Genomic DNA, 22,747 nt, shown 5'->3' on the forward strand with positions numbered 1-22,747 from the left:
CGAAAGTATCGGTCAATTTGGATTGAAATACATTTTCTGTAGGAGCTGCCGAAGGCTGCGATGGCGGTGTTCAGGATAAATGCATCGCAGCCTTCGGCAGCTCCTACAGGGGGCGCGGTGTTTTAAACAGGCTGCCCGCGATCAATCTTGCTGCTGAGGATTATTGAGGTCGTGGTTTTCTCGACGCCATCAACGCTGCCGATCAAATCCAGCAGTTGGTCCAGTTGCTCGGGGGAGTCGGTACGAAGCCAGGCCACGTAATCGAATTCGCCACTCACAGCACACAGCTGCTGAACCTGAGCCAGGCTGCTAAGGCGGCGCAGCACTTCCTTGCCTGAACGCGGTTGCACGGTGATCCCGACATACGCCTGCAGACCGCCGTCGACTACACGCTGACTCAGGCGTACGCCATAGCCGGTGATGACCTTGGCGCTTTCCAGCCGTGCCAGCCTGGACGTGACCGTGGTGCGGGCGATACCCAGTTGCCGTGCGAGCATCGCAACGCTTTCGCGAGCATTGAGCTGCAGGGCCGCGATCAACTGGCGGTCGATTTCATCGAGGACGGGCTGGCGGGTTGTGGACAAGCTTCTCTCCTTCAAGGCTGCGGGCATATTACCTGTGGTGGCTGCCAATGGGTTGCCACGAGCTAAAACGAAGCAAGAAGAATCATTCTGGTGCGCTCGCCATGAGCCGATTCTTGAACTAAAAAGGCAATGTGTCCGTTAAGCGATGTCTTGTGTCTGGCTAGCGTTAGATGAGTCCGGAGGGTAGGCGTAGAGTGAAGGTCGTTAATAAGTAATGTCTCAATTTAATCTGAACACTATTAATGCCGTTATTTCGACTCTTGCCTCGGAAGTTTAAAGTGCGGGCGACTGTTTTTCATAACGTTGCCTGGCGTATATAAAGTCCATCATCTATATCCATGAGCGCTCAAGTTGAGTTGGCATGTCACTTGCTGAACAAGACGCATAACCCACTTGCACAGTGAGAATCGTTATGGTCAGCAAGACGCTTACGCTAGAGCAGCCAGCTGTCGGGGCTTTCAGTTCGCGCTGGTATCAGCTGGTTATCGGCATGGTTTGTATGATGGCCATTTCCAGTCCGCAGTATGTGTGGACTTTATTCACCGGCCCATTAACACAGAAGTTGGGTGTTTCACTGGCTCAGGTGCAAATAACTTTCTCCCTGTTAATTATTCTGCAGACATTCTTTTCACCGGCCCAAGGCTGGTTGATTGATCGTTTTGGTCTGCGCAAGTTGATCGCTACGGGCTGCGTGCTATCCGGTTTGAGTTGGGTGCTGGCCAGTCAGGCGACTTCATTGACGGCGTTGTACCTGAGTTATGGCCTGCTGGGTGGGCTGGGGACTGGCATCGTGTATGTCGGCATCGTCGGTTTGATGGTGCGCTGGTTCCCGGATCGTCGTGGTCTGGCGGCGGGTGCTGTCGCGGCGGGTTATGGCATGGGCGCAATGCTCACGACCTTCCCGATCAGCAACAGCCTCAAGGATGTCGGCATGGAGTCGACGCTGATGACCTTCGGCCTGATCCTCGGCGTCGTGGGTTTTGTCGCTTCTCAGTTCTTGCGTCAACCGCCCGCGCAACTTGCCGAACAGCCTGTGCCGATTGTGGGCAGAGTGGTGGCCGATGTGGCGCCCCGTCAGATGCTTAAAACACCGCTTTTCTGGCTGATGTTCGCGATGTTCACCATGATGTCCACTTCGGGCTTGATGGTCACCTCGCAGATGGCCAGTTTCGCCAAGGACTTCGGCATGACCAACGTGATGGTCATGGGCATGGCTGCCTTGCCCCTTGCGTTGACCATCGACCGCATCTGCAACGGCCTGACCCGGCCATTGTTTGGCTGGATCTCTGATCATTGGGGCCGGGAAAACACCATGGCCTTCGCCTTCTTTTTTGAAGGCGTCGCTATGACGTTGTGGTTTCTGACCATCGACAACCCGGTGCTTTTCGTACTGCTGTCGGGCGTGGTATTTCTCGGTTGGGGTGAGATTTTCTCGCTGTTCCCTTCGACGCTGACGGATACCTTCGGCAGCAAAAACGCGACGACCAACTACGGCTTTTTGTACATGGCGCAGGGCATTGGCTCAATCTTCGGCGGTCCGGTGGCGGCATTGCTGCACCAATACACCGACAGTTGGGTTCCGGTGTTTGCCGTCGCGATCAGCTTCGACATTATTACCGCCGCACTGGCCTTTTTCGTCCTCAAACGCATGCGTATCAACTGGCTGGCGAAGAATGCCCCGCAGCCTGTCAACCAAGGAGTCTGAATGCTTAATACAACGCTCGCAGCCCGTGGCATTGCCGTCGCGCCTCATAGCCTTGCTGCTCAATCGGCATTGGCCATATTGCGCGAGGGCGGCAACGCGATTGAGGCGATGGTCGCGGCGGCCGCTACGATTGCGGTGGTGTATCCGCACATGAACAGCTTGGGTGGCGATGGCTTCTGGTTGATTGTCCCACCCGAAGGCGAGCCAATTGCCATTGATGCGAGCGGCCCGGCCGGCAGCCTTGCGACGATGGAGCGCTACGCGGGCATGACGCGCATCCCGGTTCGCGGCCCTGACGCGGCGCTGACAGTTGCCGGTACTGTCGGCGGTTGGCAAGAAGCGTTGCAAGTCAGCGCTGAAAGGGACGGTCGTCTGCCACTGCCCCGGCTGTTGGCTGATGCGATTTTCTATGCGCAATCCGGCATCCCGGTCACCCCGTCCCAGCACATGGCAACCGCCAGCAAGAAGGCTGAATTACAGGATATTCCGGGCTTTGCCGAAACCTTTCTGCACGACGGACAAGCGCCCGGAGCGGGCAGCCTGTTCAAACAGACTCGCCTCGCCGGGACCCTGCGAACGCTGGCAGAAGAGGGGCTGGACAGTTTCTATCGCGGTTCGCTGGCGGACTCCATCGCCAAGGATTTAGAGCGGGTGGGTGCTCCGGTCACGCGTAGCGACCTGGAGGGATATCGCGCCAAGCGTGTTCGGGCTTTGGCGCTCCAGCACAGCGCTGGCACCGTGTTCAATATGCCGCCCCCAAGTCAGGGGTTGGTGTCGCAATTGATCCTCGGCATCGCAAATCATGCCGGTCTGAGCCAATGCACGGCCGACAGCGCCGAGCACATTCACACGCTGGTGGAAGCCACCAAACTGGCCTTCGCTGTGCGCGATGAACACATTACTGATCCCGAGCACATGACCATCGAGCCGCAGGCCTGTCTCGAAGCGGATTACCTGCACACTCTGGCCGAGCGAATCGATCCGCAGCACGCAGCGGCGTGGGGCGAGGGCAAGGGGCCGGGCGATACGATCTGGATGGGCATCATCGACAACAATGGCTTGGCGGTGTCGTTTATCCAGAGCATCTATCACGAGTTCGGCAGCGGCGTAGTGTTGCCGGAAAGCGGCCTGAACTGGCAGAACCGAGGCGCCTCATTCAGTCTCGATCCCGATCATCTGTTGGCGCTGAAGCCGGGCAAGAAACCGTTCCACACGTTGAACCCTGCGGCGGCGCGGTTGAGTGACGGGCGCACGCTGGTTTACGGCACCATGGGTGGCGACGGCCAGCCCCAAACCCAGGCTGCCGTGTTCAGTCGGTATGCGGTGTTCAATCAATCATTGCAGCAGGCCGTCACCGCGCCGCGTTGGTTGCTGGGCAGAACCTGGGGCGACAGCAGCGACACGTTGAAGCTGGAGTCGCGTATCGCGCCCGAAGTGATCGAACAACTGAAAGCCCTCGGTCATGAGGTCGAGATACTCGCGCCCTTTACCGAAACCATGGGGCATGCGGCAGCGGCAGTACGCTTGCCAAATGGTTCTTTCGAAGGTGCGTTTGATCCGCGTAGTAATGGGGCGGCGGCGGGGTATTGAGTGTAATCACGCAACAACACGGCCCCTGTAGGAGCTGCCGAAGGCTGCGAAGGCGGTGTTTCAGGATAATTAAATCGCAGCCTTCGGCAGCTCCTACAGGAGTGCATTTCAGGCAGTTCGCTTGAGCTACGCCGCGCTACCCCTCTATCGCTGGCAATTGCTGCTCAATCACACCCAGCCAGCCCATGCCGGGATAGGTCTCGAATCCAGGCGTCATCGAGTAGCCCTGGATGACATTGTTGGGCTGGGTGCTATAACCGCTGGCCTGTCCGGCTTTGATCTGCAAATCAACGTTCTGCCCCAAATGGCTCTGGGCGTCGGAGCTGGCGATGACGTTGTGCTTGGCGTCGACCAGAATCACCCGGCTTCGAGCGCGCTCTTCGTCACTCAAGCGCACGCCGTTGATGATCGAGTCCGCCTGATTTTTCCAGTCGAAGAAAATCCCGATCACACCAATTACCGGCGTTTGCTTGCCGGCCTTGCTGCGTACAGCCGCACTGAATGCGCAGGTTTGCGAGCCTTTAAGTAACGGTTCCACCGCCACTTCCCCGGCAAAATACTGATCACCGGATGAGTGCCGCACGGCCTGCTTGAACCATGGTGCCTCTGCCACGTTGGCACCGATGACCTTGCCGAAAGTGTCAGGCCGACCCGAGGCGATGACGCGTCCTTTGGTGTCTGCAACCCAGATATCCAGATACACGGTGTAGCTGTCGAGGATGATTCCCAACCGCCCGCTGGCGTGAGCGCTGGTTTCCGGCGTGGTTGTGGTTAATGCATCGACCAGCGAAGCATCGGTCGCCCACCAACGGACATCGCACGTACGCTCATAAAGGTTGCGGTCGATGATCTCGATCATGTTCAGCGACAGATCCGCCAGCCGCTGACCGCGTACGTCAAAGCACATGCCTCGGCCCAGATCAGTCAGTTCATTGACTGATGCCTGCAAATCCTGGGTCAGGCCACTGGCGATTTTCGAAATCCGTTCGGATATGTCCTTGACCTCTTCCGCCACGACGGAAAATCCCAATCCGGCTTTACCCGCATGCGCCGCTTCAATCAGTGCATTGATCGCCAAGAGTCGAGTTTGCCGCGTGATCATTTGTATGTCGCTGACACCTCGATTCGCTAACGCTTCCACTTCTCGGGAGAGAGTGACTATCCGTTCGGGTTCGATCATGTGCTTTCTGCTTCAAAAAGTTATAGGAGGCGGCAGCCTTCACATAAACAATGTGCAAAAAAAGGTACAGAAAAAGGGGCTATTGATTGCCCCTTGGAGTGCGGAAGTTTGAACTTCCTTTTTGGTCATCGGCTGATGTCACCGTGTCTTTAGGCAAGCTATCGCAGTTTCGGTGGTCTGTCATCTGCCGGTATGAATGCGCGCAGGGCGCTACCGTTTGCCTGGACTGATCAGATTTTCCAGCGTCTTGAAGTTTTCGCCAGTCGCTGTTGCAAGCCGTCGATATTGCTCGCCAGCTGCAGCATCAGCAGGTGATACCCGGTGAGTTGCACGGGGATCGGGTAACCCAGGTCTGGCAGGTTCGTTTCGGATGTACGCTGCAGGCGCTCCGTCGCACCTGTTTGCAACGCACGAGCCATACCGATCAACTGACGGCGGGTTTGCCGGAACTCCGTATCCAGGCGTGCACGCCATTCCGGGCCGGCCGCTTGATCCAGATCTTCCGGGCGAATGTTGGCGAGGATTTCCAACGTGCTCAGGCACATGCGGAAGTGCCCTTGAATCGCATCAAGCTCGACCATGGATATTCGCACTTCCTTGGACACTGAAGGCAGCAGCGAGCGCAGCTGTAACATGGTGGCGTTCAGGCGCGCCATTAGCTTCAGATGCTCGTCAGCCGCTACGGGTTGGCCATGGATAATGCGGCCATACACTTTGGCGCAGTCACGCAAACCGCTGGCCAGGTTGTAGCGCCAGGAGAACACTGCATAAAGCGGTAGGGCGAAGGAGAACGCCAACGCCAGCGCGATACCGATAAGAATGTCGACCGTACGCCACAACCCGTCGCTGATCGGGTTGTAACCATGGCCTGCAACGATGAATAGCGTAATGGCCGAAAGCAACGCGGTATACCCGCCCTTGCCGATCGCGTGATACGCAAAGAATCCGCACATCACCGACATCATCGCGTACGTCAGCAACGGCATCTCCAGATAACCCTGCTGCACAACGACCAGCAACCCAAGCCCCGCACCAATCAATGTTCCGTAGGCACGCTCGACGGACTTTTTGCGGATATTGCCGTGATGCTGCAGACCGCCAATCACGATCAGCATGGTGACCGATGCCCACTCGCCGTGAGGCAGATTCAGCCCCGTGGTCAATAGAATCGTCACCAGCAACCCGACCGCAATCCGCGCCGCATGGATCAGGCGAGCATGGCGATAGCGGCGGTAAGGATCCAGCAAGGGCCGCAAAACGCGACGCAACCAGAAAGGCAAACGGAGAGAGCGGGTATTGGTCATGCGTTTAAAGACCGCGCGGTTTGGGAATCGATCCCGGAAGAGACGCGGGATGACGTCACTAAGCCACAGTCGCGATGAAATGTTTCATCACATGTGAGGTGTTGCATGTGAGATTTTATCGGCGTAGCTTGCTGGCCTATCACATGTGATGTTCTGGAAGGCGCTTGGATGGCTCGAAAAACTTCAACCGACTACATGCGTGAAATGCGTGCACGGCTGACGGCGGCCGGGTACGTCAAAAGAGAGCTGTATGTGCTTCCTGAAAACGCTGAAGTCTTGAGAAACGTCGAAAAAGTGTTACGCCAGCCCTATTTGGGTAACCGCATCAAACTGGAGGAATTCATGAGCGAAAATACCAACTGGACCATCGACACGCTGCACTCGGCGCTCGTTGAGCTGGACGTGGTAAAGAGTAATGAAGTCGAGTTGACGCTGGTCCAGGGGGCCGAGCCAAGCTTGAGCGTGACGATGAATAACTTCGGCGGCCTGCCGATCATCATTGCAATTGCGGGCGACCAGATTCTTGTGGATTGCGTACTGGTTTACGCCTCCCAGGTAAAAGACGTCGCGGCATTCAACGACACCGTATTGCGCAGCCGGGACATCTTCCCGCTGTCGTCCATCGGTATCGAAACCATGCCCAACGGCGAGACCGTCTACAGCATGTTTGGCGCACTGAGCGCGGCTTCTTCACTGACCGTCATTGTCCAGGAAGTGTTTACCCTGGCAGACAACGTGATCCGCGCCGCTGATGCCTACGAAGATTTTTTAACAGTTGACTCACAGTAATCGGGAGACAAATCAATGAGCCTTTGGAAGAAAATGGTTACCGCTATGCGTGGCGGCGCCTCCGAGGTCGGTGAGGCAATCGTCGACGCTCAAGCCCTACGAATTCTGGATCAGGAAATCCGTGACGCCGACGCTTCGATGCTCGCCGCCCGTAACCAGCTGATTCAGATAAAAGCCAAGCACAAGCTGTCCGTACAGCGTGTGGATGAACACGACAAGAACATCGCCAACTGGGAACAGAAAGCCATCGCCGCCATGAACAAGGGCGAAGAAGGTCTGGCTCTGGAGTGTGCGGAAAAGGTTTCCGAACTGACCGCACTGCGTGATCAGGAAAAAGCCGCCGCTGACCAGTTCGGCATTCAGGTCACTAAGTTGACCGCTCAGGTCACCAAGGCCGAAAGCCAGATCAAAGGCCTGCGTCAGCAAGCCGACATGGCCAAGGCGCGTGACAGCGTACAGAAAGCGCAGATCAACGCCGCCGCGGCCACAGGCGGTGCCAATGGCCGTCTGGAAACTGCCGTGGGTTCGCTGGCGCGCATCAAGCAGCGTCAGGATGAACAGGACGCCAAGCTCGAAGCCGCAGAGGAACTGGACAACGCGGCGAACGGTGGTGATCTGGAGCGTCGTTTGCAGGATGCCGGTATCGGTGCGAAAACCGGTGGTGCTGCTGACGTTCTGGCTCGTCTAAAAGCGCAGAGCCAAGGCGGCAACGCGGGTCAGTAAGGTCTGAAAAAAGGGGCAAGCGGAAATCCGTTTGTCCCTTTTTTTGTTTGGTTGCTTTTACTGGTTCGAACGGTGCCTACATGAAAGTCGGAAGCGGACTACGCGTTATTCTTGGCCTCGCTGCTTTGATGATTGCAGTTCAGGTGATTAACTCGCTGACCGCAAACAGCCTGCTGAATCATGGTCTGGTCCCCAGAACCTGGTCGGGGCTGCAAGGCGTTATTTTTTCCCCGTTTCTGCACGGTTCTGTTCGTCATCTGCTGAGTAACCTGCTGCCCTTTATCGTGCTGAGCTGGCTGGTGGCGACCGAAGGTTTGCAGCGTTATGTCCGTGTAGTGTTGCTGGTAACGCTACTGGGTGGGCTGTTGGTCTGGGCAGTGGGGCGGTCGACGATTCATGTCGGGGCCAGTGGATTGATCTTTGGGTTGTGGGCTTATCTCTTGGCGCGCGCCTGGTTTCAGCGCAGTCTGATCAGCTTCGCCGTCGCATTGGTTACATTGGTCGGCTACAGCGGATTGATCGTGGGCTTCATACCGGTGCCGGGCGTCTCGGTTGAATCACACATTGCGGGCGCGCTTGCCGGTATTGTCGTGGCCTGGCTGATGCACGCAAAAGGGCTGGTTGAAAATCCGTCGGTGTGAGCAATTTTCGCGCTGAGCATCGCTTCGGCGCCAATGAAAGGAAACGCATTATGAGTTGGATCAAACGAGCCTTGGGATTGGCGCCGCCAAAGCCACCCGCAGCGGTCGCGCCGTTAAATAGTGCAGCGTTGCTCACGCCGTTTGGCCTGGCAAGCGGACGCATGCTGGATCTTGATGACTCGCTCAAGTTGCTGCTTGATGGGCATTCGGAACTGGTTGTACCCAATGAAGAGGTGGTCTGGTCTGTGGGTCACGTGGACCTTGGGCAATCCATTCGGCTGGTGCGCTTCTACTTCGAAGATGAAGACTACTGGATGCAGGTCATGATGAATGGCCCAGCCGCCGAAGATGTGCAGGACGTTATCCTGTTCGGCTACAGCAGCGTTGTGACCATCAACAGCGAGTCGGAATTGAAGCGTCTGGTAGGCCCCGAATCCAAAATCGGTTTGCCGTTGTACGAGCACGACGGCTGGGAGTACGAGCGGCAGTGGGGCACGGAAGAAGGTCAAACTGAATTGACCCCCATGACCGAAGAGGTTGCCAACCCCGAAGGCAGCTACCGGATCGAGCATTTGAGTATGCTGTACGCCCGCGACACGGGCTTGATTGATCGTCGTGAGTTTTTGCTGTTGTCGGTTGAGGAGGATGAAGAGGGCATCGTTTCTCTCACTACTTCGGTTGGCGTCACGCTGCAGTCCACTGACTTCACCGTCATCTAAAAGGAAGTAAAAATGCTTGATGCGCTTAGTTTGTCCCTCAGCTTTCAGTCGGTGCTGAGCTTCGTTATCTACATCATTGTGGCGGGTGGTTTGTTCTGTCTGTTCCAGATGGCCTACACCCGCCTGACTCCGCACAAAGAGTTCGTGCAGATTCGCGAAGGCAATGTCGCTGCCGCTGTTGCACTGGGCGGTGCGTTGATCGGCTTCGCTCTGCCTGCCAGCAACGTGATCACTTACAGCATCAGCGTGCTGGACGTGGTGATCTGGGCGGTCATTGCAGCTGTTGTGCAATTGCTGGCGTTCACCGCGACCAATTTTGTTCTTAAGGACCTCTCGGCTCGCATCACCCGTGGCGAACTGGCCGCTGCCATTTACGCGGCCAGCGTTTCGATCAGTGTCGGCTTCCTCAATTCGGCCTGCATGACGCCGTCGACCTGATTGCCTGTGATCGAAAGGAGTATTCGATGAGACGTAGTTCTTTGAAGCTGGTCCTGGCCAGCACGTTGCCGCTTGCACTCAGTGCGTGCGGCAAGTCCGACACCGTCGACGTCACGGCGCAACAGACATTTCCGACAGTACAAGCCTGCGTGGATCAGAAGGTTCCTGTCGACGTCTGCTCGGATGCCTACATGACGGCCTTGGCGGATCACCGGCGCATTGCGCCAACGTACGACAGTGCGGCCGCATGTGAGGCAGACTTTGTCCCTGATTACTGCCAGCAGAACTCTGATGGCAAGTTCACGCCAAAACTCGGCGGCTTCCAGCTGGAGCTTTCCGGTCAGTTACCCAAAGAGCAGGTCGATGCGGCCAACGCTCAGGCCGGTCAGTCGGGGGGCTCTGGTTTCGCCAGCTCAGGCGTCAATGGATTCCTGATGGGCATGTTGGTCAGCAATATGGTCAGCAACCTTGGCGGTGGTGGTCGCTACAATTCTCAACCGGTTTATCAGGAGCGTGATGGGCGCGGCGGCTATCAGTCCTCGACGCTGTCCCGTCAGATCGAGCGCGGCAAGACGTTCGGCAATTCCACTCAGGCGCGCACCAGCTCAACTGGTGCCTACACCAAGAGCACGCTGGGCCGTAACTCGTCAGTCTCGTCGTCGGTTTCTCGTGGCGGGTTTGGCAGTCAGGCAACTGCTCGCAGCGGTTGGGGCGGCAAAAGCAGCGGCTTCGGCGGCTAACGGGAGCGCCAGCCATGAAGAAAATCAGTGTCGAAGAGCGGCCTGACTGGCGCGAAACCGCCGAGCGTGAGGGCTTCGATTTCCACACCATCGACGGTGAGCGCTACTGGGATGAGCGCGCCTACTATCAGTTCAGCGAAGCTCAGATAACCCGCGACATTGAAGCACCGACTCAGGAGCTTCATGCCATGTGTATGGATGCCGTTGAGCGGGTGGTAGAGAGCGAGGAGCTACTGACCGAACTGGCAATCCCGCCAGCGTTCTTCGATCTGGTCCGGACGTCCTGGAAGGAGGGGCACCCGCATTTGTACGGGCGCTTCGACTTCAGTTACGACGGTGTAAATCCGGCGAAACTCCTGGAAGGCAATATGGATACGCCAACCTCTGCCTATGAGGCTGGCGCATTTCAGCTCATCTGGCTGGAAGAGCAGATCGCCCGAGGCGTATTGCCTGCACACGCTTCGCAGTTCAACTCGTTGGCAGAGGATCTGGTTCGAGCCTTCGCGGCTATCAGAGAGGGCGGGCCATTCTACTTCTCCTCGATGTCAGGTTCAGCCGAGGACCGAGGCACCACTGAATTCCTGCGCAAGATGGCCGAGCATGTCGGCATCGAAACCCGGCACATCGATATCGAAGACATTGGTCTGAATTCACAGGGCCGCTTCGTCGATCTTGAGGGCCGCTGGATCGAGCGTATTTTCAAACTGCATGCCTGGGAGCACGTGTTCCACGAACCCCATGGCCAGGCAGTCCCGCAATGCGACACGCAATTCATCGAACCTGCGTGGAAGTCCATCATCTCCAACAAAGGCATCCTGCCGCTGCTCTGGAAATTCAACGAAGGGCATCCGAACCTGCTGCCGACCTTCGTCGACAAAGACCCACGAGCGCCTGTCCCGAAAGGCTGGGTCCGCAAACCCTACTTCTCCCGTGAAGGCGCCAACATCGAAATCCGCACCCCGGGTGACGAAGTTATTTTCGAAGACGGTCCCTACAACGACGCGCCCTACATCCTGCAACAGTTCGCCCCGCTGCCACGCTTCGGCGACAGCTACACGCTCATCGGTTCATGGGTCGTGGGCGACCTGGCTTCAGGTATTGGTATTCGTGAAGACGACAGCTTGATCACCAAGGACAGCAGCCGGTTTTTGCCGCATGTTGTGGTGGATTGAGAGGGCGAAACTGCAAACGCGGTATACCTGTGTGCGAATTCATTCGCGAATGCGGCATAACAGGCGACAGATCTTTACGGGAACTACCGACCTCCTGTAGGAGTGAGCTTGCTCGCGATGGCGTCCGTTCCGGCGCAGATAGTGTTGCAGTGGAACATAGGCTTTGCCGCCCGTTGCTGCGCGGCGTGGTAGTACCTTAAGGGTAGAGGTGGCATATAAAATCGATCGGTCCTAAAAAGGGACCGATAAGTCCCTATTAAGGACCTTTCAAGCGTTCGGTGGCATGAAAGCCTTCTACCCAAAACCAAAAAAGCCGCGCATTAGCGCGGCTTTTTAATTTGGTGGGCCCACACGGACTCGAACCGTGGACCAAGGGATTATGAGTCCCCTGCTCTAACCAACTGAGCTATAGGCCCTCAGTAGGTCGCGGATTATAACGGCGGTTTCGATGCTGTGCTATCCGAAAAGTCCGAAAGAGTCGTACGAAGAAATTTCGCGCTGAATTCATCGGGTGGGAGAGGGAGGCTGACGATGTAGCCCTGGATCTGTTCGCAACCTTCGTTCGCGAGGAATTGCTGTTGTTCATTGTTCTCCACGCCTTCGGCGATGACGGTCAGTTGCATGCTGCGGCCCAGGGCGATGATGGCGCGCACGATAGCGACGTCGTGTGGGTCTTCGGGCAGGCTGCGCACGAATGACTGGTCGATTTTCAGGATGTCCAGCGGCAAGCGTTTCAGATAGCTCAGGGATGAGTAGCCCGTGCCGAAGTCGTCGATGGCCAGTTGGACACCCAGAGCTTTGAGTTTGTGCAGGACAGCGAGGGCTTCCTCGGCCTGGCTCATGATGAAGTTTTCGGTGATCTCCAGTTGCAGGCAATCCGGAGCCAGGTGGTGGTCTGAGAGCAGTTGTTGAATGCGGCTCAGTAGGTTCGGCTGACGTAACTGAGCGCCAGCCAGGTTCACCGACAGCGCGCCAAAGGATTTGTAGAGCTGGTTCCAGTCGTGCATTTGCTGGCAGGCATGTTCGAGCACCCAGTCGCCGATCTGCAGGATCATGCCGTTCTCTTCAGCCAGCGGTATGAAGTGCTCGGGCGGTACTTCACCTAGCGTCGGATGCGTCCAGCGCAGCAAGGCTTCTGCACCGACCAGTCGCTGGCTGACCAGACTGATTTTCGGCTGATAGCAGAGGCTGAATTCATTACGCTCGATAGCTCTGCGCAGTTCGTGTTCAAGGGCGATTCGGGCGCTGGCCTGGGACGTCAGGTCTTGCGTATAGCTTTCGACCCGGTTGCGACCCTTGGCTTTGGAGCGGTACATGGCGGCATCGGCGTTTTTCACGACGGTGGCCACATCGTGACCATCGGTGGGGAACAGACAGCTGCCAATGCTGGCGCTCATGAAAAACTCGTGTTCATCCGCTTGAAAGGGGGCTGTGAAACAGGCCAGTAGTTTGGTGGCGATGGCTTCCGCATCGCCAGGATGAAGCAGGCCAGGCAGCAGGATGATGAATTCGTCCCCGCCCAGGCGTGCGACGGTGTCGATATCGCGCAGGGTTTCTTTCAGGCGTTGTGCGATGCCTTTGAGCAGCAGGTCGCCCACTGGGTGGCCGAGGCTGTCGTTGATGTGTTTGAAGCGGTCCAGATCGAGAAACAGTACAGCACCAAGGCTGTTGGATTCCACGCTGTGCAGCAGGGCTGCTTGCAGGCGGCTTTCGAACAGCGTTCGGTTGGGAAGACCTGTGAGCGGGTCGTGATGGGCCTGATAGTCCAGGCGCGCCTGCGCATGTTTGAGGCTGGATATGTCGGCGAAGACCGCAACGAAGTGGGTGATGAACTGTTCCTTGTTTCTTACAGCGCTGATCGTCAGCCAGCTTGGGTAAATCTCCCCGTTTTTTCTTCGATTACTGATCTCCCCCTGCCAATGCCCTTCGGCGGTCAACTGATACCACATGGCTGCGTAGAACGCGCTGTCATGCAGGCCTGAGGCGAGCAGCCGCGGAGTCTGTCCCAAGGATTCTTGCTCGCTGTAGCCGGTAATTTCACTGAATGCCCGGTTTACGGCGTTGATGCGCTGGCGGGTATCGGTAATCAGAACACCTTCGGCGGTGCTTTCAAATACAGTGGCTGCGAGTTGCAATTTTTCCTGCATCTGATGACGCTCGGTGATGTCCCGGGCGATGGTCAGCATGCAGTCTTCGCCTGCTATAAGCAGTGGCCGTGACGAGACTTCACACAGTCGAATCTGGCCATCCTTACGTCTGATATGGCTGCGGAAATCACGCACGAAACCGTCGCGGTTCAGTTGTTCCAGCAGCTTTTCGCGCTCCGTTGGGTTCGCCCAGATTCCAAGAGTGAGGGTGGATTGATCCAGCGAGGTCGCACTGTCGTAACCCGTCATGCGACTGAATCCCTCGTTGACCTCGACCATCACGCCGTCTCGTTGTCGGGTAATCAACAGGCCGTCCGGTGATGAGTGGAATGATTTGGCGAACTTCTCCTCAGACAGCTGGAGTTCTTGCTGAGCCTTTTTGAGTTGGGTGATATCCCGAACCACGACGACAACAGCTGGAATGGAGTTCAGGTCAAACGGTTCGGCGGAAACCAGTCCGGAGAACGTACGGCCGTCTTTGCGTCGAAAAGGCATCTCCAGGTTACGAATGCTGCCCTTCTGCAGGCGCTCCAGTATTCCGGGGCCCACGCCTGGAATGCCCCAGACGTCGAGTTCGGTCGGCGTCCTGCCAATGATGTCTTCCACCGGCAAGCCTATTTGCTCGACGAATGCGGTGTTGGCTTCCAGGACGGTGCCGTCGACCAGGCTCGCGATCAGCAGAATGTCCGGGCACTGAGCAAACACTGAGGCGAACTTGCCTTCCGATAGTTTCAGAGCTTCTTCGGTTTGTTTCGTTTCGCTAATGTCGATCATCAGCCCGCGCATAACCGGCGTACGACCGTGCTTGCTCAAACTGATGATGTCTCGCACCCAAAGTGTTCGGCCGTCGGCGCTGATGACCCGGTAATCGACACTGTGATCTTTACCGTTGCTGGCCTCCAGGATGCAGATCGCTTCAGTTCTGAGCAGGTCCTGAGGATGGACAATCGTGCGCCAGAACCCTGGCTCCCTCCATTGCTGGAGTGGGTAGCCAAGCAGGCTTTCGGCCTGAGGTGATACATAGCTGTAGCGGTAATCTTCCGGGTTGGCCTCCCAGGCAATTGCTGAAAGGCTTTCAACCATTCCTCGATAGTGATATTCGCTACTGCGCAGCTCCTGTTCGAGCTCCATCCTTCGGGTGATTTCCGAGCTCAGTTGTCGGTTGACGCGAATCATGATAATCAGCACGGTGAAAAGCAGCAGAAGCCCTGGAAGGCCGTAAAGCAGGAAGGTTTCCTTTAGGGGGGCGTTGCCGTTTCGCTGCTTTAGCTCGGACTCCGATTCAAGGTCTGTTACCTGGGTAATGGGCTGGGGTTGTTCTGCATTGGCCGGGGCCCCGGAGGCAGCCGCGTATAGGTTTCGAGGTTCGGAACTTGCCCGGTACGCAGCTGAAATCTCCCCCTGTGCCGGTGCGGAGAGGTTTTCTGAATATGCGGCGGCCGCCGGAGAACCTATTACGTACGCTAGGAAAATGGCCGGCAGTTGTAACATGGCAGTCTCATGATGGCGGATGGCAATGAGACGAGTGTAGCCGTACTGAGAAAACCGTCGCCTGAAGTTGAAAACTTCTGATCCATAACGCAAAACCCCCGGCAGGGCCGGGGGTTTTGTGTGTAGCGTCGCTAGCTTACTCGTCAAGGAACGAGCGCAAATGCTCGCTTCTTGTCGGGTGACGCAGCTTGCGCAGTGCCTTGGCTTCGATCTGACGAATACGCTCACGGGTTACGTCGAACTGTTTGCCGACTTCTTCCAGAGTATGGTCGGTATTCATATCAATACCGAAGCGCATACGTAGAACTTTAGCTTCACGGGCGGTCAGGCCCGACAGCACTTCGCGAGTGGCTTCTTTCAGGCTTTCAACCGTAGCGACATCGATTGGCGACTGCATAGTCGAGTCTTCGATGAAGTCGCCCAGATGGGAGTCTTCGTCATCACCGATCGGTGTTTCCATGGAGATCGGTTCTTTAGCGATCTTCAATACCTTACGGATCTTGTCCTCAGGCATTTCCATGCGCTCACCCAGCTCTTCCGGGGTCGGTTCGCGACCCATTTCCTGCAGCATCTGCCGGGAAATACGGTTGAGCTTGTTGATCGTCTCGATCATGTGCACCGGAATACGGATGGTGCGTGCCTGGTCGGCGATCGAGCGAGTGATGGCCTGACGAATCCACCATGTGGCGTACGTCGAGAACTTGTAACCGCGACGGTATTCGAACTTGTCCACCGCCTTCATCAAACCGATGTTGCCTTCCTGGATCAGATCGAGGAATTGCAGACCACGGTTGGTGTACTTCTTGGCGATCGAGATAACCAGACGCAAGTTCGCTTCAACCATCTCTTTCTTCGCGCGACGGGCCTTGGCCTCGCCGATCGACATGCGACGGTTGATGTCTTTGATTTCAGCAATCGTCAGACCGGTTTCGGTCTGCAGCGCGGTCAGCTTCTGCTGGCAACGCTGGATATCAGGCTGCAGGCGGGCAATGGCTTCAGCGTATTTGCTTTTGCCTTTGGCCAGTGCATCAGTCCAGCTTTCGTCAACTTCGTTGCCTGGGAACTGGCGAAGGAAGTCAGCGCGCGGCATACGTGCATCACGTACACACAGCTGCATGATTGCGCGTTCCTGAGCACGCAGGCGCTCAAGTGCGCTGCGAACACGCTCAACCAAACCTTCAAACTGTTTAGGAACCAGTTTGATCGGCATGAACAGCTCGGCCAGTGCAACCAGCTCGGCAATTGCCTGCTTGCTGTCGCGGCCATGCTTTTTCAGGGCTTTGCGGGTGATTTCCATTTGATCGGAAACTGCACCGAAGCGCTGCTGGGCGATGATCGGATCGGGACCGCTTTCGACTTCTTCTTCGTCGTCGGAAGACTCGTCTTTCTCTTCCTCGTCATCGTCGCCTTCGGCAGCCTTGGCTGTTTTCGGGTCAACAGGCGGCGGGACTTCAGCTGGCGGCGCAATGCCGTCATCCGGGTCGATGTAGCCGCTCAGTACGTCAGACAGGCGACCGCCTTCCGTCGTGACACGGGTGTACTCGGAGAGAATGTGGTCAACCGTGCCAGGGAAGTGCGCAATTGCGCTCATCACTTCACGAATGCCTTCTTCGATACGTTTGGCGATTTCAATTTCGCCTTCACGGGTCAGAAGCTCGACCGTACCCATTTCGCGCATATACATGCGCACAGGGTCAGTGGTGCGACCGATATCGGTCTCAACCGCTGCCAACGCTGCTGCCGCTTCTTCTGCGGCTGCTTCGTCGGTATCGGCGTCGGCCAGCATCAGGGCGTCGGCATCCGGGGCACTCTCGTGTACCGGGATCCCCATGTCGTTAATCATGCGGATGATGTCTTCCACCTGCTCAGGATCTGAAATATCCTCAGGCAGGTGGTCGTTGACCTCTGCGTAAGTCAGATACTTCTGCTCACGACCCAGGGTGATCAACTCTTTGATACGAGACTGCTGTTGCGCTTTTCCGGACATAACACCCTATCCACTGAAGGTCTTGGCGGGCAAAAAACAAGCCGAGGATTATACCCGAGCTATGACCTCACGCGCCAGTTGAGGTCGGGGTTTGTGCAGGAACATTCCGATTTAACAGCTTGAGCAGCAGAAGTTTTTCATCTGCGTCCAGGCCTGACTGGCGTTCCTTCCTGATTAATTGCTCCAGGCTGCGCTCGCGTTGGCGGGCGGATAACCTAGTTATAGTGTCGAAAAACTGTTGTTCAAGGTTATCGGCCGAGATCAACCATTCCTTTTCCGCTAATGCGCGTAGCAAGCGGCCCTGTTCGGTGCCGTGCCAGCGGGCAATCAGTTGCAGCGAACGCAGCTTTGGATTTTTTTGCAAAGCTTCGAGCAAAGCGACCAATAGCTGCGCATAAATGTGATCTTCTGCAGCGAAGTGGCTGGCATCTTCAACTTTTTCAGCCAGCTCCGGGTGATGCAAAAGTGTTCGTAATGCTGTCAACGTTGGTGGTTCGACGGTCGCCGGCGTGCGCGGGGCACGTGGTTCGTCATCTCCACGCTTACCTTTTTTGTCCCACGGCTTCTTTTCCCACTTTTTCTGGCCCTGGCCGCCGGATTTTTTCGGCGTCCATTCCTGCTGAGGGGGTTGTTCGTATCCGCCCTGTGGCTGGTAATCAGCGTAGTCAGGCATGGCGTCGTAATCGAAGCCGGGGTCATAACTGGGTGGCGCTTCAGCAGGTGCGCTTTGGACCAGTTGGCTGACTGTTTCGTTGGTCAGGCCGGTTATCTGCGTCAATCGTTGACGCATCAGCGTGCGCAGGTTGGCGCCGGGTACTTTGTCGATCAGCGGTGCTGCGAGGGTGGCCATGTGGGCCTTGCCTTCGAGGGAGCGCGGGTCGGCTTCCTTGGTCAGCTGTTCAAAAAAATAGTCTGCCAGCGGCTGCGCATGTTGATGGATGCGAGCCTTGAAAGCGTCAGTGCCTTCGGCGCGAACCAGAGTGTCCGGGTCTTCGCCTTCAGGCAGAAACAGAAATCGTGCCCGGCGTCCGTCCTGCAGGCTGGAAAGTGTGGCCTCCAGTGCGCGCCATGCGGCGTTGCGACCTGCCTGGTCGCCGTCAAAACAGAACAACACGTTGGGCACGACCCGGAACAGGCGCTTCAGGTGTTCTTCGCTGGTCGCGGTACCCAATGTGGCGACGGCATTGCGCAAGCCTTGCTGGGCGAGAGCAATGACGTCCATGTAGCCTTCAACCACGATGATTTCATCGAGGTTGCGGTTGAATTTACGTGCTTCAAACAGGCCATATAGCTCTTGGCCTTTATGGAACACCGGTGTTTCCGGCGAGTTAAGGTACTTGGGCTTGTCGTCACCCAGTACTCGTCCGCCAAAAGCGATGACCCGGCCGCGACTGTCGCGGATTGGAAACATCACCCGGTCGCGGAACCGATCGTAGCGCTTACCTGTTTCGGCATTCTCAATCAGCAGGCCGGCATCGATCATGGCCTTCTGCTGAAGTGTGTCGCTGCTCAGGTGCTTGTGCAGGTTGTCCCAGCCGGGCGGGGCGAAGCCAAGACCGAAGTCACGAGCAATTTCACCTGAAAGGCCGCGACCTTTGAGGTATTCCACTGCGGCTCTGCGCGATGGATGGTTCTTCAACGCGAGGCGGTAATACTCGGCGGCGGCGGTGAGCAGCGGGTAAAGCGGCGAGTCCACTGGCTGGCGGGGCTTTTGCCCTTTGATGCCCTGTTCTCGGGGGACTTCCATGCCTGCTGATTTCGCCAGATCCTCGACGGCCTGGACGAAATCCAGGTTGTCGTGGTCCATGATGAAGCCGAGGGCGTTACCGCCTGCGCCGCAACCAAAGCAGTAGTAAAACTGTTTGTCGGGGCTGACACTGAAAGACGGAGTCTTTTCTTTGTGGAACGGACAGCAGGCGCTGAAGTTCTTCCCGGTTTTCTTCAATTGCAGACGTGAGCTGACAACATCGACGATGTCGGTGCGGTTCAGGAGGTCGTCAATGAAGCCTTGGGGAATCAGCCCGGCCATATCGTTCTCGTATCAAGCGTTTCGCCATGAGGTTCGTGGCGAATCCAGGATGTAACGGCTGCAGCAGGTCTTTCTGTAATGCCATAAGGCATGCACAACCTGATCTCAGCGCGGCTGCTCATCATTATCTGGAATGGTAGCTGCCAGCAATCTACCTGTGGGAAACCAGGCAGTGACGGCTTTGTAGCGTGTTGCTGTTCGTAGCAAGTCGAATGTCCGTTACGGATTCGCTGTGCTCAGCATGTCGAGGGCGACGCAGCCTTGGCTGAACTTCTTGCGAAGGTCATCAAGGCATACTCGTCATTCACCTTGATGCATTCGTCGTAAGACATGATCAACGTGGCCTGAATCTCAGGCGGGACGTGCTTTGAGGAAGTTTCAGATGCGCATGTGCGATCTGTATGCTTCTTCGATGTAGCTTATGCTGTGCCTTAACTGCCGCTAGCCCGGCTTTGAGGCCGGGCATTGCAGAAGCTTGCGACAGACGTCTGTAAATTAATACAGACGAACGGCGCGGCGCTGTTCGCGCTGTACTTTCTTGGCGTGACGCTTAACAGCGGCTGCTGCTTTACGCTTACGCTCAGAAGTAGGCTTCTCGTAAAATTCGCGGCTACGAACTTCAGCCAGAACACCGGCTTTTTCGCAGGAGCGCTTGAAACGACGCAGAGCTACGTCGAAGGGTTCGTTCTCTTTAACTTTGACGGCTGGCATCCAGAGCTACCTTCATTCATTACCGGGGTCAACGTCTCGTGCAAAGACTGCACATAAGTACGTCGGTTTTTAAGGGTTGCGGATGTTAACCCCTCATTGAGAGGAATGCAAAGCCTCTGATCGAAAACCGCTGGTCGGCGCATCAGGTGGCGACTATTATGCGCGCCTTCGAATTCAGCCTCTACAAGGCGCAAATCCATGCTAGTACTGGGATTAGAAACCTCTTGCGACGAAACCGGCGTCGCGCTTTATGACAGTGAGCGCGGGCTGCTGGCCGATGCATTGTTCAGCCAAATCGACCTGCATCGCGCTTACGGCGGTGTGGTACCGGAGCTTGCGTCCCGTGATCACGTGAAGCGCATGTTGCCCCTGATTCGTCAGGTCATAGCCGACGCCGGCGTTGTCACTACAGACATTGATGCTATCGCATACACAGCAGGGCCGGGCCTTGTAGGTGCATTGTTGGTCGGTGCATCGTGCGCCCAGGCTCTGGCGTTCGCGTGGGACATTCCTGCGCTCGGTGTGCACCACATGGAAGGCCACTTGCTGGCCCCGATGCTGGAAGCGCAACCGCCCGAGTTTCCGTTCGTCGCTTTGTTGGTGTCCGGTGGGCACACGCAACTGGTTCGGGTCGACGGCATTGGCCTTTATGAGTTGTTGGGCGAGACGCTTGATGACGCTGCGGGCGAAGCTTTCGACAAAACTGCAAAGATGATGGGCTTGCAGTATCCAGGCGGACCCGAGATTGCGGCACTGGCGACTAAAGGTGTGGCAGGGCGTTTCGTCTTTCCGCGCCCGATGACTGACCGCCCAGGGCTGGATTTCAGTTTCAGTGGCCTGAAAACCTCCACGCTGACGACCTGGCAGCAATGCCAAAGCACTGGAGACGACAGCGAGCAGACTCGTTGCGACATCTCGCTGGCCTTCCAGCAGGCAGTGGTGGAGACTTTGACCATCAAGTGCAAGCGGGCATTGAAACAGACGGGTATGAAGCGTCTGGTCATTGCTGGTGGTGTGAGCGCCAACAAGTCTTTGCGGGCTTCGCTGGAGAAAATGCTGGGCGAGCTTAAAGGCAATGTTTTCTATGCTCGTCCTGAATTCTGTACTGATAACGGCGCGATGATCGCTTTTGCCGGATGTCAGCGCTTGCAGGCTGGGCAGAAGGAAGATCTGAGCATCAGCGTCCAGGCTCGCTGGCCGATGGAGCAGCTACAGGGGTTGCACGCGCCAACGTGAAGCGGATTCACCTCTGTGATTCAGAAATGCCGTTCGCGCCCGGCAAACAGGTCGCGTAGATTGCCCCGATGACGCCACACAATCAGTAAGGTAAGCAGGGTCATCGGCAGCAGTGCCCTTGGTTCCTGCCAGGCCAGCAGTGGCAACGTCAGCGGAGTGGCGATCAGCGCAGCGATCGAGCTGGTGCGGGTCAAGTAGAACACCAATGCCCATGCGCAGATTGCCAGGGCGGCTGCGGGCGGATACAGGCCCAGCAACATTCCGGCAGCGGTGGCGACGCCTTTGCCACCGCGGAAGCGAAAGTAAAGCGGGAATAGATGGCCCAATACCGCGCAGAGTCCAATCCAGGCCTGCGCTCTGGGGTCCATCCCGTCCAGATTGGCGATCAGTACAGGCAGTAAGCCTTTGCACAGGTCGCCGAGCAGGGTCAGTATCGCGAGTTTTTTACCGGCCAGTCGCAACATGTTGGTCGCGCCTGCATTGCCAGAACCGCTGGCGCGCGGGTCCGGGCTGCCAGTGAGGCGGCTCAGGAGAATGGCGAAGGACAGTGAGCCAAGCAGGTAGGCGAAAATCGCCAGTAACCAAAACATGCTAACTATTCCGGGCTGGGAAGCCCTGATTCTAACGGCGCATCGCGCCCTTGTCGTGCAGTGGAGAGTGGTGTTTGGACAGAGTTTTCATTGAGGGTCTGGAAGTCGATACCGTTATCGGTGCTTACGACTGGGAGCGGGGCATTCGTCAGTGCCTGCGTCTGGACCTGAGCTTTGCCTGGGACAATCGGCCGGCTGCTGCTGGGGACGACCTGAGCAAGGCACTCGACTACGCCAGTGTATCCACGCGCATTCTGGACTTTGCCGAAAAGGCGCAATTTCAACTGGTAGAGACCTTTGCCGAGCGGTTGGCGGAAGTGCTCATGCATGAGTTTCAGATTCCCTGGCTGCACTTGAAGCTGACCAAGCCCGGCGCTGTTGCGGCCGCTGCTGGTGTCGGCGTGGAGATCGAGCGCGGATGTCGCTGACACGGGTTTACCTTGGTTTAGGCAGTAACATCGAGCGCGAGAAGCACCTGACCGCGGGGCTGGAAGCGCTGGATGGCTTCGTCAGTGAAATCGTCTGTTCCCCGGTTTTTGAAAGTCAGCCTGTTGGAATCAAGAGCGGTCTGTTCTTCAATCTGGTGGTAACCGGATTGACTGCGCTGCCGTTGATGGAGCTGGACCGCCGTCTGAAATTTATCGAAGCCGATAACGGCCGTTATGCCCCTGATCGCAAGGGTCTTCCGCTGGATATCGACGTGCTGCTGTATGGCGATCAGGTGGGTAGCTTCGACGGTTTGATCCTGCCTCGTGCCGAGATTCTCAAGAACGCTTTCGTGCTGTGGCCGCTCTCGCTGATCGCCCCGGATCGTGTGCATCCTGAGGCTGGAGTTTCTTTCAAGCAGCTTTGGGCTAATGCGCAGATCAAGCAGCAGCTGTGGCCGGTGGCGTTTGAGTGGCGCGAAACACAGCTGACGCCGCAGAGCTTGCTGGATAGCTGAATGTTGTAGGAGCTGCCGAGGCCGCGAA

General features: G+C 56.8%; 20 protein-coding genes and 1 tRNA gene. 12 read left to right on the forward strand and 9 right to left on the reverse strand.

Going from position 1 to position 22,747, the window contains the following annotated elements:
• Positions 1–122: 122 nt before the first annotated feature.
• On the reverse strand, positions 123–584 hold the full coding sequence (locus AUC60_RS14620; protein ID WP_087268594.1) for an Lrp/AsnC family transcriptional regulator: 462 nt from the start codon (positions 582–584) through the stop codon (positions 123–125).
• A gap of 412 nt (positions 585–996) precedes the next feature.
• Here AUC60_RS14620 and oxlT point away from each other — a divergent pair, with 412 nt between their 5' ends.
• Positions 997–2,289 (forward strand): oxalate/formate MFS antiporter, encoded by a 1,293-nt coding sequence (gene oxlT / locus AUC60_RS14625; protein WP_087268596.1) that lies wholly within the window; start codon positions 997–999, stop codon positions 2,287–2,289.
• Positions 2,290–3,879, forward strand: a complete 1,590-nt coding sequence (locus AUC60_RS14630; RefSeq protein WP_087268600.1) for a gamma-glutamyltransferase family protein — start codon at positions 2,290–2,292, stop codon at positions 3,877–3,879.
• A gap of 136 nt (positions 3,880–4,015) precedes the next feature.
• Here AUC60_RS14630 and AUC60_RS28285 read toward each other — a convergent pair whose 3' ends face one another.
• Positions 4,016–5,059: a methyl-accepting chemotaxis protein gene (locus AUC60_RS28285; protein WP_087268603.1), complete on the reverse strand. Its 1,044-nt coding sequence runs from the start codon at positions 5,057–5,059 to the stop codon at positions 4,016–4,018.
• Between the two features lie 230 nt (positions 5,060–5,289).
• Positions 5,290–6,363: an FUSC family protein gene (locus AUC60_RS14640; RefSeq protein WP_087268606.1), complete on the reverse strand. Its 1,074-nt coding sequence runs from the start codon at positions 6,361–6,363 to the stop codon at positions 5,290–5,292.
• A 168-nt stretch (positions 6,364–6,531) separates the two neighbouring features.
• On the opposite strand from AUC60_RS14640, the gene AUC60_RS14645 reads away from it, so the two are divergent.
• The 7 genes from AUC60_RS14645 to AUC60_RS14675 all read left to right on the forward strand — a co-directional run bounded on the left by AUC60_RS14645 (position 6,532) and on the right by AUC60_RS14675 (position 11,585).
• The gene (locus tag AUC60_RS14645) at positions 6,532–7,152 is read left to right on the forward strand and encodes a YjfI family protein (protein WP_087268609.1); all 621 of its coding nucleotides are present in this window, start codon (positions 6,532–6,534) and stop codon (positions 7,150–7,152) included.
• 15 nt (positions 7,153–7,167) lie between these two features.
• On the forward strand, positions 7,168–7,875 hold the full coding sequence (locus AUC60_RS14650; protein WP_087268611.1) for a PspA/IM30 family protein: 708 nt from the start codon (positions 7,168–7,170) through the stop codon (positions 7,873–7,875).
• An 80-nt stretch (positions 7,876–7,955) separates the two neighbouring features.
• Positions 7,956–8,516: a rhomboid family intramembrane serine protease gene (locus tag AUC60_RS14655; protein ID WP_087268614.1), complete on the forward strand. Its 561-nt coding sequence runs from the start codon at positions 7,956–7,958 to the stop codon at positions 8,514–8,516.
• Positions 8,517–8,566: 50 nt separating this feature from the next.
• Entirely contained in the window at positions 8,567–9,235 is a 669-nt protein-coding gene (locus tag AUC60_RS14660) for a DUF2491 family protein (protein WP_087268617.1), read from the forward strand.
• Positions 9,236–9,247: 12 nt separating this feature from the next.
• The gene (locus AUC60_RS14665; RefSeq protein WP_087268621.1) at positions 9,248–9,673 is read left to right on the forward strand and encodes a DUF350 domain-containing protein; all 426 of its coding nucleotides are present in this window, start codon (positions 9,248–9,250) and stop codon (positions 9,671–9,673) included.
• Positions 9,674–9,699: 26 nt separating this feature from the next.
• The gene (locus AUC60_RS14670) at positions 9,700–10,413 is read left to right on the forward strand and encodes a DUF1190 domain-containing protein (RefSeq protein WP_087268624.1); all 714 of its coding nucleotides are present in this window, start codon (positions 9,700–9,702) and stop codon (positions 10,411–10,413) included.
• A gap of 14 nt (positions 10,414–10,427) precedes the next feature.
• Entirely contained in the window at positions 10,428–11,585 is a 1,158-nt protein-coding gene (locus tag AUC60_RS14675) for a glutathionylspermidine synthase family protein (RefSeq protein ID WP_087268627.1), read from the forward strand.
• Positions 11,586–11,924: 339 nt separating this feature from the next.
• On the opposite strand, the gene AUC60_RS14680 is transcribed toward AUC60_RS14675, so the two are convergent.
• From AUC60_RS14680 to rpsU, 5 genes are all read right to left on the reverse strand, one after another.
• Positions 11,925–12,001, reverse strand: a tRNA-Ile gene (locus AUC60_RS14680).
• 15 nt (positions 12,002–12,016) lie between these two features.
• Positions 12,017–15,223 (reverse strand): sensor domain-containing protein, encoded by a 3,207-nt coding sequence (locus tag AUC60_RS14685; RefSeq protein ID WP_087268630.1) that lies wholly within the window; start codon positions 15,221–15,223, stop codon positions 12,017–12,019.
• Between the two features lie 136 nt (positions 15,224–15,359).
• On the reverse strand, positions 15,360–17,210 hold the full coding sequence (gene rpoD, locus AUC60_RS14690; RefSeq protein ID WP_087268632.1) for an RNA polymerase sigma factor RpoD: 1,851 nt from the start codon (positions 17,208–17,210) through the stop codon (positions 15,360–15,362).
• A gap of 67 nt (positions 17,211–17,277) precedes the next feature.
• Positions 17,278–19,239, reverse strand: coding sequence for a DNA primase (gene dnaG / locus AUC60_RS14695; RefSeq protein ID WP_087268635.1), 1,962 nt, complete (start codon positions 19,237–19,239; stop codon positions 17,278–17,280).
• 495 nt (positions 19,240–19,734) lie between these two features.
• A complete protein-coding gene (gene rpsU / locus AUC60_RS14700) occupies positions 19,735–19,950 on the reverse strand; it encodes a 30S ribosomal protein S21 (protein WP_002551877.1) in 216 nt (71 codons plus the stop codon).
• 198 nt (positions 19,951–20,148) lie between these two features.
• Here rpsU and tsaD point away from each other — a divergent pair, with 198 nt between their 5' ends.
• The gene (tsaD, locus tag AUC60_RS14705; RefSeq protein WP_087268639.1) at positions 20,149–21,186 is read left to right on the forward strand and encodes a tRNA (adenosine(37)-N6)-threonylcarbamoyltransferase complex transferase subunit TsaD; all 1,038 of its coding nucleotides are present in this window, start codon (positions 20,149–20,151) and stop codon (positions 21,184–21,186) included.
• Between the two features lie 20 nt (positions 21,187–21,206).
• Here tsaD and plsY read toward each other — a convergent pair whose 3' ends face one another.
• The gene (gene plsY / locus AUC60_RS14710) at positions 21,207–21,776 is read right to left on the reverse strand and encodes a glycerol-3-phosphate 1-O-acyltransferase PlsY (protein ID WP_087268643.1); all 570 of its coding nucleotides are present in this window, start codon (positions 21,774–21,776) and stop codon (positions 21,207–21,209) included.
• Between the two features lie 74 nt (positions 21,777–21,850).
• On the opposite strand from plsY, the gene folB reads away from it, so the two are divergent.
• Positions 21,851–22,204, forward strand: a complete 354-nt coding sequence (gene folB, locus AUC60_RS14715) for a dihydroneopterin aldolase (protein ID WP_087268647.1) — start codon at positions 21,851–21,853, stop codon at positions 22,202–22,204.
• Entirely contained in the window at positions 22,195–22,719 is a 525-nt protein-coding gene (gene folK / locus AUC60_RS14720; RefSeq protein WP_087268650.1) for a 2-amino-4-hydroxy-6-hydroxymethyldihydropteridine diphosphokinase, read from the forward strand. Before folB ends, folK begins: the two co-directional genes overlap by 10 nt.
• The last annotated feature ends 28 nt before the right edge of the window (positions 22,720–22,747 follow it).

Source organism: Pseudomonas caspiana (assembly GCF_002158995.1).
GTDB classification, from domain to species: Bacteria; Pseudomonadota; Gammaproteobacteria; order Pseudomonadales; family Pseudomonadaceae; genus Aquipseudomonas; species Aquipseudomonas caspiana.

Excerpts from the sequence above, each read along its gene's own strand:
- oxlT (WP_087268596.1), top strand. The coding sequence starts at position 997 with ATGGTCAGCAAGACGCTTACGCTAGAGCAGCCAGCTGTCGGGGCTTTC.
- AUC60_RS14630 (WP_087268600.1), top strand. The coding sequence starts at position 2,290 with ATGCTTAATACAACGCTCGCAGCCCGTGGCATTGCCGTCGCGCCTCAT.
- AUC60_RS28285 (WP_087268603.1), bottom strand. The coding sequence starts at position 5,059 with ATGATCGAACCCGAACGGATAGTCACTCTCTCCCGAGAAGTGGAAGCG.
- AUC60_RS14640 (WP_087268606.1), bottom strand. The coding sequence starts at position 6,363 with ATGACCAATACCCGCTCTCTCCGTTTGCCTTTCTGGTTGCGTCGCGTT.
- AUC60_RS14645 (WP_087268609.1), top strand. The coding sequence starts at position 6,532 with ATGGCTCGAAAAACTTCAACCGACTACATGCGTGAAATGCGTGCACGG.
- AUC60_RS14650 (WP_087268611.1), top strand. The coding sequence starts at position 7,168 with ATGAGCCTTTGGAAGAAAATGGTTACCGCTATGCGTGGCGGCGCCTCC.
- AUC60_RS14655 (WP_087268614.1), top strand. The coding sequence starts at position 7,956 with ATGAAAGTCGGAAGCGGACTACGCGTTATTCTTGGCCTCGCTGCTTTG.
- AUC60_RS14660 (WP_087268617.1), top strand. The coding sequence starts at position 8,567 with ATGAGTTGGATCAAACGAGCCTTGGGATTGGCGCCGCCAAAGCCACCC.
- AUC60_RS14665 (WP_087268621.1), top strand. The coding sequence starts at position 9,248 with ATGCTTGATGCGCTTAGTTTGTCCCTCAGCTTTCAGTCGGTGCTGAGC.
- AUC60_RS14670 (WP_087268624.1), top strand. The coding sequence starts at position 9,700 with ATGAGACGTAGTTCTTTGAAGCTGGTCCTGGCCAGCACGTTGCCGCTT.
- AUC60_RS14675 (WP_087268627.1), top strand. The coding sequence starts at position 10,428 with ATGAAGAAAATCAGTGTCGAAGAGCGGCCTGACTGGCGCGAAACCGCC.
- AUC60_RS14685 (WP_087268630.1), bottom strand. The coding sequence starts at position 15,223 with ATGTTACAACTGCCGGCCATTTTCCTAGCGTACGTAATAGGTTCTCCG.
- rpoD (WP_087268632.1), bottom strand. The coding sequence starts at position 17,210 with ATGTCCGGAAAAGCGCAACAGCAGTCTCGTATCAAAGAGTTGATCACC.
- dnaG (WP_087268635.1), bottom strand. The coding sequence starts at position 19,239 with ATGGCCGGGCTGATTCCCCAAGGCTTCATTGACGACCTCCTGAACCGC.
- rpsU (WP_002551877.1), bottom strand. The coding sequence starts at position 19,950 with ATGCCAGCCGTCAAAGTTAAAGAGAACGAACCCTTCGACGTAGCTCTG.
- tsaD (WP_087268639.1), top strand. The coding sequence starts at position 20,149 with ATGCTAGTACTGGGATTAGAAACCTCTTGCGACGAAACCGGCGTCGCG.
- plsY (WP_087268643.1), bottom strand. The coding sequence starts at position 21,776 with ATGTTTTGGTTACTGGCGATTTTCGCCTACCTGCTTGGCTCACTGTCC.
- folK (WP_087268650.1), top strand. The coding sequence starts at position 22,195 with ATGTCGCTGACACGGGTTTACCTTGGTTTAGGCAGTAACATCGAGCGC.